General features: G+C 58.9%; 20 protein-coding genes. All 20 read left to right on the forward strand.

Going from position 1 to position 8,579, the window contains the following annotated elements:
• Positions 1 to 40 precede the first annotated feature (40 nt).
• Positions 41 to 226, forward strand: a complete 186-nt coding sequence (locus R1T45_RS01855) for a hypothetical protein (protein ID WP_317388971.1) — start codon at positions 41 to 43, stop codon at positions 224 to 226.
• Positions 223 to 630 carry a hypothetical protein gene (locus tag R1T45_RS01860; protein ID WP_317388972.1) on the forward strand — a complete coding sequence of 136 codons (408 nt, stop codon included), beginning with the start codon at positions 223 to 225 and terminating at the stop codon, positions 628 to 630. Before R1T45_RS01855 ends, R1T45_RS01860 begins: the two co-directional genes overlap by 4 nt.
• Positions 627 to 926 (forward strand): hypothetical protein, encoded by a 300-nt coding sequence (locus R1T45_RS01865; protein ID WP_317388973.1) that lies wholly within the window; start codon positions 627 to 629, stop codon positions 924 to 926. The genes R1T45_RS01860 and R1T45_RS01865 overlap by 4 nt, the downstream gene beginning before the upstream one ends.
• Positions 923 to 1,273, forward strand: a complete 351-nt coding sequence (locus tag R1T45_RS01870) for a hypothetical protein (protein WP_317388974.1) — start codon at positions 923 to 925, stop codon at positions 1,271 to 1,273. Before R1T45_RS01865 ends, R1T45_RS01870 begins: the two co-directional genes overlap by 4 nt.
• Entirely contained in the window at positions 1,270 to 1,452 is a 183-nt protein-coding gene (locus R1T45_RS01875) for a hypothetical protein (protein ID WP_317388975.1), read from the forward strand. The genes R1T45_RS01870 and R1T45_RS01875 overlap by 4 nt, the downstream gene beginning before the upstream one ends.
• A complete protein-coding gene (locus R1T45_RS01880; protein WP_317388976.1) occupies positions 1,449 to 1,685 on the forward strand; it encodes a Lar family restriction alleviation protein in 237 nt (78 codons plus the stop codon). The genes R1T45_RS01875 and R1T45_RS01880 overlap by 4 nt, the downstream gene beginning before the upstream one ends.
• On the forward strand, positions 1,682 to 2,014 hold the full coding sequence (locus R1T45_RS01885; RefSeq protein ID WP_317388977.1) for a hypothetical protein: 333 nt from the start codon (positions 1,682 to 1,684) through the stop codon (positions 2,012 to 2,014). The genes R1T45_RS01880 and R1T45_RS01885 overlap by 4 nt, the downstream gene beginning before the upstream one ends.
• Entirely contained in the window at positions 2,011 to 2,355 is a 345-nt protein-coding gene (locus tag R1T45_RS01890) for a hypothetical protein (protein ID WP_317388978.1), read from the forward strand. The genes R1T45_RS01885 and R1T45_RS01890 overlap by 4 nt, the downstream gene beginning before the upstream one ends.
• Complete coding sequence (locus R1T45_RS01895) at positions 2,352 to 2,522, forward strand: hypothetical protein (RefSeq protein ID WP_317388979.1); 171 nt, start codon at positions 2,352 to 2,354, stop codon at positions 2,520 to 2,522. Before R1T45_RS01890 ends, R1T45_RS01895 begins: the two co-directional genes overlap by 4 nt.
• The gene (locus R1T45_RS01900; protein WP_317388980.1) at positions 2,519 to 2,716 is read left to right on the forward strand and encodes a hypothetical protein; all 198 of its coding nucleotides are present in this window, start codon (positions 2,519 to 2,521) and stop codon (positions 2,714 to 2,716) included. The genes R1T45_RS01895 and R1T45_RS01900 overlap by 4 nt, the downstream gene beginning before the upstream one ends.
• A gap of 1 nt (position 2,717) precedes the next feature.
• Complete coding sequence (locus R1T45_RS01905; RefSeq protein ID WP_317388981.1) at positions 2,718 to 3,563, forward strand: ERF family protein; 846 nt, start codon at positions 2,718 to 2,720, stop codon at positions 3,561 to 3,563.
• A gap of 5 nt (positions 3,564 to 3,568) precedes the next feature.
• Positions 3,569 to 4,258, forward strand: coding sequence for a hypothetical protein (locus tag R1T45_RS01910; RefSeq protein ID WP_317389022.1), 690 nt, complete (start codon positions 3,569 to 3,571; stop codon positions 4,256 to 4,258).
• The gene (gene ssb, locus R1T45_RS01915; protein ID WP_317388982.1) at positions 4,258 to 4,704 is read left to right on the forward strand and encodes a single-stranded DNA-binding protein; all 447 of its coding nucleotides are present in this window, start codon (positions 4,258 to 4,260) and stop codon (positions 4,702 to 4,704) included. The genes R1T45_RS01910 and ssb overlap by 1 nt, the downstream gene beginning before the upstream one ends.
• Before the next feature lie 8 nt (positions 4,705 to 4,712).
• Positions 4,713 to 5,132: a hypothetical protein gene (locus R1T45_RS01920; RefSeq protein WP_317388983.1), complete on the forward strand. Its 420-nt coding sequence runs from the start codon at positions 4,713 to 4,715 to the stop codon at positions 5,130 to 5,132.
• Between the two features lie 169 nt (positions 5,133 to 5,301).
• Positions 5,302 to 5,688, forward strand: coding sequence for a Ref family recombination enhancement nuclease (locus tag R1T45_RS01925; RefSeq protein ID WP_317388984.1), 387 nt, complete (start codon positions 5,302 to 5,304; stop codon positions 5,686 to 5,688).
• On the forward strand, positions 5,685 to 6,056 hold the full coding sequence (locus tag R1T45_RS01930) for a hypothetical protein (protein ID WP_317388985.1): 372 nt from the start codon (positions 5,685 to 5,687) through the stop codon (positions 6,054 to 6,056). The genes R1T45_RS01925 and R1T45_RS01930 overlap by 4 nt, the downstream gene beginning before the upstream one ends.
• Positions 6,049 to 6,396, forward strand: a complete 348-nt coding sequence (locus R1T45_RS01935) for a hypothetical protein (protein WP_317388986.1) — start codon at positions 6,049 to 6,051, stop codon at positions 6,394 to 6,396. Before R1T45_RS01930 ends, R1T45_RS01935 begins: the two co-directional genes overlap by 8 nt.
• A gap of 430 nt (positions 6,397 to 6,826) precedes the next feature.
• Positions 6,827 to 7,120, forward strand: a complete 294-nt coding sequence (locus tag R1T45_RS20995) for a helix-turn-helix domain-containing protein (protein WP_411041115.1) — start codon at positions 6,827 to 6,829, stop codon at positions 7,118 to 7,120.
• 89 nt (positions 7,121 to 7,209) lie between these two features.
• Positions 7,210 to 8,010 carry a tyrosine-type recombinase/integrase gene (locus R1T45_RS01940; RefSeq protein ID WP_411041116.1) on the forward strand — a complete coding sequence of 267 codons (801 nt, stop codon included), beginning with the start codon at positions 7,210 to 7,212 and terminating at the stop codon, positions 8,008 to 8,010.
• Positions 8,007 to 8,468 (forward strand): HNH endonuclease, encoded by a 462-nt coding sequence (locus tag R1T45_RS01945; RefSeq protein WP_317388988.1) that lies wholly within the window; start codon positions 8,007 to 8,009, stop codon positions 8,466 to 8,468. Before R1T45_RS01940 ends, R1T45_RS01945 begins: the two co-directional genes overlap by 4 nt.
• Positions 8,469 to 8,579: the final 111 nt, after the last annotated feature.

Below are 8,579 nucleotides of genomic sequence, written 5' to 3' on the forward strand. Positions count from 1 at the left end.
AGGGCACAACGGCCAGCCACAAGGCAATGGAGAGAACGCAATGCAACACTACACCTTTGACACCAACGACCCCGCCGCTTTCTGCGCCATTACGGAAGCAGGCTTGCGGGCCTTTGACCGCTACCACCGCAATCTCGAAGCGCGGACCGTCACGCTATCCCCAGCAGACTGGCACCGCGTAGACGACGACACCCCGAAAGGTGGTGCGCAGGAGGCGGCGCAATGAGCCAGCGAGAGAATGAACTCAGGGAAATCATCAGCGACCTTATCCAAGGCGCTCGGCGTGATCGGTCCATACTTTCCAGCAAGGCGGGGCCGCTTCACATCATCGAAACCCGCGTAACAAAGGGGCAGGTTCTTCGCGCAATCCACGCAACGTCTCAGGAGGCAATGCAATGGCAGCCGATTGAAACCGCCCCAAAGGATCAGCTCATAGATATTTGGCTGGCTGATGGGTTGCGCTGGTGCGATTGCTACTACGACCGCATCTGCGACGAGTGGAGAACAAGCAGGCCAAGCTGCAAGCTGGTCACGATCAAAGCTCGCTTTGTGACCCATTGGATGTTTCCGCCCGCAGCCCCCGTAGACGACGACACCCCGCAATGTGGTGCGCAGGAGGCGGCGCGATGAACTGGCAAGGCATGGATAGCGCCCCCAAGGACGGCACCGCATTTCAGGCGGAAATCCCCGGACACGGCTCTGACAACGTAATCGCATGGGTTGATGGGCTGCTGAATGAAAGGGGCGACGATTGCGGCGGCTGGCACTTCGTATCTGAGCAAGAGCCGCCCGAGTGCTGGACTGACGGCGTTTGCTGGGAGGCGAATGAAGATGGCAACCCATCGGTCCCGCCTATTCGCTGGAAGCACCTCCCCGTAGACGACGAGCAGACGCCCCCTAGCGCGGCGCAGGCGGTGGCGTCGTGAGTTACGTCGAAGTCCTGTCAGAAGGATGCCCGAAAGCGCGTAAGCACCACCAATGCTTCCACTGCTATCGCAGCATCGCGCCGGGGACCAAGCACCGCAAGTCAACGCTGAAATATGATGGCGTCTATACGCTGAGAATGCACCTCGACTGTGACGCCCTCTGGGATCGCTACATGAAGGATAACGGGCTTTCGCATTGGCGGGACTTTCCAGACGGCTCGCCGCCTCTTGCGGATGAGTTCGTGGATAGCGGCGAGTTTCGTCACCTGTGCAACGCCTATCGCGGTTTCTTCCCGCATGTCGTCGCACGGTTGGAGTTCAGCAGCAAACGCGAGGCCACCCAATGACCCCCCGCTGGACCGCCCAAGGAGACGGCGTTTGGACCGCAGGCGGATACCGCGCCGAGACTGACACGCCCTTTGGCGGCGCATGGACGCTCACCGGACCCGGCAACCTTCACCACACCGGGACCGCGCAGGAATGCCGCGAATGGGCGGCGCAACACGCACAGGAGTCGACGACATGAATAATCACGATCTCAAGCCATGTCCGTTCTGCGGTGGAGACGCCGTGACCAATGAGGGCGGCAGCAGCACATATGGCCGCTTTTGGTGGACTGTTGGCTGCGTCGATTGCGACATTTTCATGTCAGACCCCGAAGTATGGGACCCGCACCGCCCCGGAATGCTCGACCCTGCATATCCCCCTCAGTTCTGCTTCGACCAATGGAACACCCGCGCACAGGAGGCAACAGCATGACCCTTCATCAGCCTATCCCACAAGTGCCGCTATCACAGCCCGCCGACTGCATCTGCGAAGAATGTATGCGCCACGACCTGCGCCGCGATGAAATGTCACCGAACAAGCGCTTCGGCTACCCGATCTGCTGCGACTGCGCCGACATGATCCTGAGCGGCTACGTGGTCTGCAATGAATGCCGTGGCAAGCCCGCTGGCATCCGCCGCTATCACAGCGTCAGGGCCGAGACATACACCGACTGGTGCCAACGCTGTGACGGACGCCGCAAGGTCTTCGTGGGCGTTCCCCAGCACCTTGTTGAGCAGGTACCAGGGGAGACGCTGCAATGAGCATGATTGACGCAATTCGCACGGACGCGGGTCTCGGCACTCAGGATCAGTGGCAAGTTTCCGGTGTCCGGTCCAGCTTCAAGGGGAAAGGCCACCAGATTGACGCCCCTTCATTGGCCGGTGTTGCATGGATCGGATACGAAGCCGACCAGCACAATGCCTGCATGGCAGACGCCCGCCGCATCGCCCGCGTCCCATCAATGGAAGCCGCGCTGCTTGCTGCGGAGGAACTGGCAGACGCCGTGGATGAATGGGGCGCAAAGGGCCGCACAGAAGCGACAGCCGCCGCGCTTAACACCGCTCTAGGCAACTACCGCGCAGCAACGGAGGGCAAGGCATGATCCGCCGCATCCTCGCCCGCTTTCTTAAGCCCGCGCCCGTTGAGGACTTCCGCGACGTGCTGGCCCGCCGAGCCGCAGCCCGTGAAGCCGAGCGCGAAAGCCTGCTCTGCGACTTCAACGACGACATTCCAGCGCGGTATCGCCAAGCACAGGGAGACGACCAATGATCACGCAATCCCACCCCGCCCCCGAGGTCCAGCGCCAGCAGACAGAGCCGCGCAAGATGCTGACCGTGCCGATGTTCGTGTGCGGTCTGGCGCTATCCGTAGCGGGCCTGATCGGTGGTCACATCGCATCCAAAGGCATCGCGAATGCTGCGCATTTCAACGCGAACACGCCCTTCACCATGAGAGGATTTTGACATGAACGCCGTAACCAAGACAGAACCGCAAGAGCATTTCCTGCCCGCCGATCCCATGGTCAATATGATTGAGCGGATCGCCATGGACCCCAGCAGCGACTTGGACAAGCTGGAACGTATGCTTGCAATGAAAGAGCGCATCGACGGGCAGAATGCTATGCGCCAGTTTGCCGACGCTCTTTCCCAAGCCCGCGCTGAAATCCCGCCAATCGTCAAGGATTCAACGGTGGACTTCACGTCCAGCAAAGGCCGGACGCACTACAAGCACGAGACACTGGCAGGCATCGCCAAGATTATTGACCCGATCCTGTCCAAGAATGGTCTTTCCTACCGCTTCCGCACCGATCAGGGGCAAGGCGGGGTAAAGGTGACTTGCATCATTCAGCACCGCGCAGGCCACGTCGAGGAAACTACCCTGATGGGCGGGGCCGACCAGTCTGGCAACAAGAACGGGTTTCAGGCAATCGGCAGCGCCGTAACGTACCTGCAGCGCTACACGCTCAAAGCCGCGCTAGGGCTTTCCGCAGAGGTAGACGACGACGCGCAGAGCGCAGCGGATAACGCGCCCGCGCCACGTCAATCTAAGCCTGCACAGCCCGCTGCGCCTAACCCAGAAGCGGTGGCCGATCAGATGATTGCCGCAATCAAAGGCGCAGATAGCGAAGACCGCCTGAAAGGCATCTGGACCAGCGACAAGTTCAAAGCTGACTTGGCATGGCTGCGCAAGGAAAGCCCAGAGAAGGCCGCTCACGTCGAGGCAGCAAAGGACTTCCGCAAGCAGAGCCTCGCACAGACGAACCACGACTTGGACGATGAAATTCCAGAATTTGAAGGGAGCCTGACGTGAACGACATGAACCCACGCGCGGTAGTTGGGGGGAACAACCCCCCCGACCCCATTGACGAAATCAACGCATCTTTCGAGGCTGATCGCGAGGAAGCCGCCAACTGGACCGATGGCGCACCCGTTGAGAATGAAGCGCAGATGAAGGCGGTAGACGCCCTGCGTAAGTCCATGCGGGAATGGCGTTTATCGCTTGAGAAGGGCCAGAAGGCCGCGACCGCCCCGCTCCGCGCCGTGTATCAGGCCGAGTTGGACCGTTGGAAGCCGACCATTGAGGACGCCAAGCGCATCGAAGGGTGCCTTGTCTCAACTGTCGATGCCTTCAAGCGCAAGCTGAAAGCCGAGAAGGAAGCCGCCGAGCGGGCAGCATGGGAGGCCGCAAACAAGGCCCGCCGCGAAGCCGAGGAAAAGGCCCGCGCCGCTGACGCATCCAACCTTGAGGCGCAGCGTGAAGCACAGGCGGCAAAGGAAGCCGCGATGGAAGCCGAGAAGGCCGCGCAAGCTGCGAAGAAAGATCAGGTCAAAGGGCTGCGCACCGTCACCCGCTACACCATCGACAGCCACAAGACCGCGCTGGCCGACATTTACAAAACCGACCCGGAATCAATCGTTGCCTTTGTCGATGAATACGTCCGGCGGAACCACAAGACCCGCGCCATTGCAGGCGTGACCGTAACCCAAGAACAGGAAGCCTACTAATGCTCAACCAATGCTCCTTCATCGGCCACTTGGGCCGCGATCCTGAAACTAGGACGTTTCAAAACGGTGGGAAAGTCTGCAACCTACGCTTGGCCGTTTCTGAGAAATGGCGCGACAAGGAAAGCGGGGAGCGCAAGGAATCCACAGAGTGGGTATCCGTGGCGGTGTTCAATGACGGGCTGGTCCGCGTCTGCGAACAATACCTCAAGAAAGGCTCCAAGGTATTTGTCCAAGGCAAACTGAAAACCCGCAAGTACCAAGCGCAGGACGGCTCCGACCGCTACAGCACCGAGGTTGTGCTGCAAGGCTTCGGCGGCACCCTGACGATGCTGGACGGGCCGAGCGGTGGAGGTCAATCGCAGGGCTATGACAGCGGCAGCACGGGCAACTATGACGCGCCCGCTGGCGGTGGGTATGACGACCTCAACGACGATTTACCCTTCTAGGTGCCGGAATGATGAGAGCAGCCCTCACAGCACAGGACGCGGGCCGCTTGGCGGAATGGGTAGAAGGCTTGCCCATTCCGTTCACCCTGACCATGCGCGAAGGCAAGGTGCGGTCACTGAACCAGAACGCCCTCCTGCATAAGTGGTTTGGCGAGATTGCCAAGCAGACCCACAGCACCGCCGATCAGGTGAAGCGTGAGTGCAAATTCTATCAGGGTTGCCCGATCCTAATGGCCGAAGACCCGCAGTTTGTCGCGTTTCTAAGCCACCTGAAAAGCCTAACCGTAGAGCAGAAGATAGCCGCGATGGATTATATCTCAGTCACTTCGGTGATGAACACGAAACAGCTTAGCGCGATGTGTGACGCGATAGAGGCCAAGTATCTGCCGCAGGGCATCCGCCTTACACAGCCGGAGGATAAGCAGTGAGAAACCTAGTCCTAGACCCCGACTTCCTTAGACTTGCCCTCAAGGCTCAAGACAACCTGCGGAAAGCCCACAGGATGGACGACGCCAACGGCCTTGAGGCGCAATTCTGCGTTCACGACATGCTTGATATGCTTGGGGCAGAGATTGACCGGACGAAGGGCAGCGCCCCATGAACAAGCCCCTCCGCCGCACCCCCATGCGCCGCAAGTCGAAGAAGCGGGCCGCGCGTGAGGCATCGCCAGAGGGCCGCGAAGATGCGGAGTATCTGGCGGCAGTGCGGAATCTCCCATGCGTAATTTGCCAAGCATTCGGCATGACCCAGAACAGCCCGACAGAGGCGCACCACGTCAAAAGCGGTAGGTTCTCAGCGCATAAAACGCCCGACAAAATGGCAATCAGTCTCTGCCATTCTCACCACAACAAGCTGCGCCCCTATCCCGGTGATGAGGACAAGATCGGCTACCACAACGCGCAGGCCACATGGGAAAGGCTGTACGGCGAAGATCACGAATACAGCGCGGCAACTCAGGACGCGATTGAAAGGATGGAACTATGACCGTGGATATTTCAAGCGAGGCGTTTGATTGGAAGGCTGCATGGTACGCACTGGACGAAGAACACCGCGCCCAAGCCGAGCGTATCAAGGAGTTGGAGGCGCAGAACGCCGCAGGGCTGCGCCGGGAGAAGGACGCAAACGAAAGGGCGATGCAGCACCTCCGGCGGGCCGAAAAGGCTGAGATCGCCTCTAAGAACCATGCCGCATTTTCAAATGAATGGAGGGTTAAGTTCGAGACAGCCCGCAATGACGCGCTGCGGGAGGCACTGTCTCACAAGTGGCTGTGCTTCCATAAATGCGACGAGGAAATCGAAGTGGTCAACGCGGAAGATATTATCTCCCTTATCGAAGGAGCCACCAATGACTGAGCAAGTAGATCGCGATAAAGTGGCACGGCTGATAATGCTGGATCACTTGCAGCTTCTAAGCGACTTCGACGTTGACGGGGACATTTATCGCAAAGACCCAGAATGTGCCGCGTCTGTATATTCTACGGCTGATGCGATTATCGCCGCCCTTACCGTGACACCGCAGGAGGCGGCGGAGGTGCGAAAAGCAGTGGGCCATCAAGCTACCGAAGTGAACCGCGCGTTTATAATCGCCGCCAACGCAAGGCCAGCGGGCGCACCACGGGCAATCCATGAGGTAGAATTGATCTTGGAGAAGGCCGTGAAAGCCCTACGCGCTATCTCGGAGGACAGCCAGTGAGCAACGCACTAGATCGAGAAGAAATCATAGCCCGTGGCCGCGTTCTAGAAGATGCCAAGAAACGGGCAGCACTAGACGACCTGATTGCGAAGGTGGAAGCGGGGGAAGCAAAGCCCGCTGACTTCCGGTGCCTAGAAGTGCCAATGCAGGACATGCGCTATACCGAAATGCCGCATAGCGCCCGCATGGCTTACAAGGGTTCATTTGACGCCGCTCTTGCGCTGCTAGAGGCGGCCCGCCCCGGCTGGACAATCAGGCTCACGGCCACAGTCGGCGGGAGCAAGAGGTGGCCCTACGTCCATATCTTCAAGATGCGGGAGACTGAGGACGATCCAGCAATGGGGGCGAACTCGTCGGGGTATGAAGGATTTTGCCCAGCTAGGGCCGCGCTCTTAGCAATCCTACGGGCAATGAACGAGGGGAAGGACGCATGAGCCAGCCGAAGCCATACAGACCGGACACACTTGCCAGCCGTTGGGAGATTAGTGCTACAACGGTCCGCAACATGTGCGATGACGGTCGCCTACCACATTTCAAGATTGGCAAGCTGTATCGCATCCCCGCGGCGGCTGTAGAGGAATACGAAGAATGTCAGACATCACCATCGGCAGACTCCGCGGCGGATACTGCGTTTCATGGCATGAAGGCGGCAAGCGCAGGCGCTATCAACTTAAAGCACGCACGCGAAAGGAAGCCGAGGCAGAAGCACGGGATCGATACCTAAAGGAGACTGTCAGCCGCGGCGGGCATACCGTTGCCGACCTCTGGCGCATGTATGTCGATTACTTGGGAGATAAACCAACCGCGGCAACTATGGGCTGGACAGGCAAGGCGGTGCTGGCGCATTTCGGCGCACTCAGGCCGGACCAGATCACACTTGCCGACAGCCGCGGCTATATCGCAGCAAGAACCGCGGCGGGACGCAAGCTGGGGAGCATCCATACCGAACTCGGCCACCTGCGAAGCTGCCTAAATTGGGCTGTGAAAAAAGCCGCGGCGATTGACCGGGTGCCGCCTATTGAAATGCCCTCTAAGCCTGATAGCGATGTGCGCCCGCTTTCGCAGAACCAAATTCACAGGATCGTTGACAACTGTGCGGCTCCGCATGTGCGGCTGGCGGTTATCCTGCTACTGACGACCGGGGGGCGGGTTTCCGCGGTACTGGACCGGACATGGGATAAGATCGACTTTGACCGCGGGGTTATCGATCTTCGCCTAACCGATGGCGTGACGCGCAAGGGCCGCGCCGTGCTGCCTATGAACTCCCTAGCCCGCACCGCTCTAAAACAGGCTTATGACGCCCGACAGACAGAATGGGTGGTTGAGTACAATGGCGGGCCGATCAAGTCGATTAGGACAGGCTATGCCGCGGCTCTGCGCCGTGCTGGCCTGTCAGGTATCCGCATTCACCAGATACGCCACACCGTTGCCGTGCAGATGCTTGCCGCGGGCCAGCCGATTGAGCGCGTGAGCCAATATCTCGGCCATAGCAATATCCAGATCACGCAAAAGATTTACGCCCGGTTCCTGCCTGAACACCTGTCAGACGCCGCGGATGTTTTGAACTTCGGCATGGGCGGATTGCGCGGGGTTAACTCAAGGAGCGCACAATGAACGAACAGGAATATAACGAATTTGTATCTCTTATCGACCGCTCGAATGGACCGGAATCTTGCCACCTGTGGCAAGGTAAATTCTACGAATCCCAAGGTGGGTATGGGTGGTTCAAAAAGGAAACGGCACATCGCGTGGCTTGGTCGCTGAGAAACGGAGAGATACCGCCCGGTAAGGTCATTCGCCACACCTGTGACAACCCGCCTTGCTGCAATCCAGCGCACCTTGAAATTGGCGATCACTCGGACAACCGGACTGACTGTGTTTCCAAAGGCCGAAACGCCAAAGGCCAAAATCATGGACACGCGAAGCTTACCGCAAGGCAAGTCAGGTTTATCAGAACGCACCACAAGGGCTGGACCCACAAAGCGATTGCCGAGAAATATGGGGTCGCCAGATCAACCATTACGCGCCTCAAGAATGGTCAAGGCTGGGATGGCGTCGGTTCGCGGAACTAGTAAGCACTTTGTTAAAACCTGCCCCGCGGAAAATAAAGCCAACATTTACAGAGGATTAAATGGTGGGTCGTGAGAGGCTCGAACTCCCGACATCTTCGGTGTAAACGAAGC

Origin of the sequence: Sulfitobacter sp. LC.270.F.C4 (assembly GCF_032922545.1) — a bacterium.
Lineage (GTDB): Bacteria > Pseudomonadota > Alphaproteobacteria > Rhodobacterales > Rhodobacteraceae > Sulfitobacter > Sulfitobacter profundi.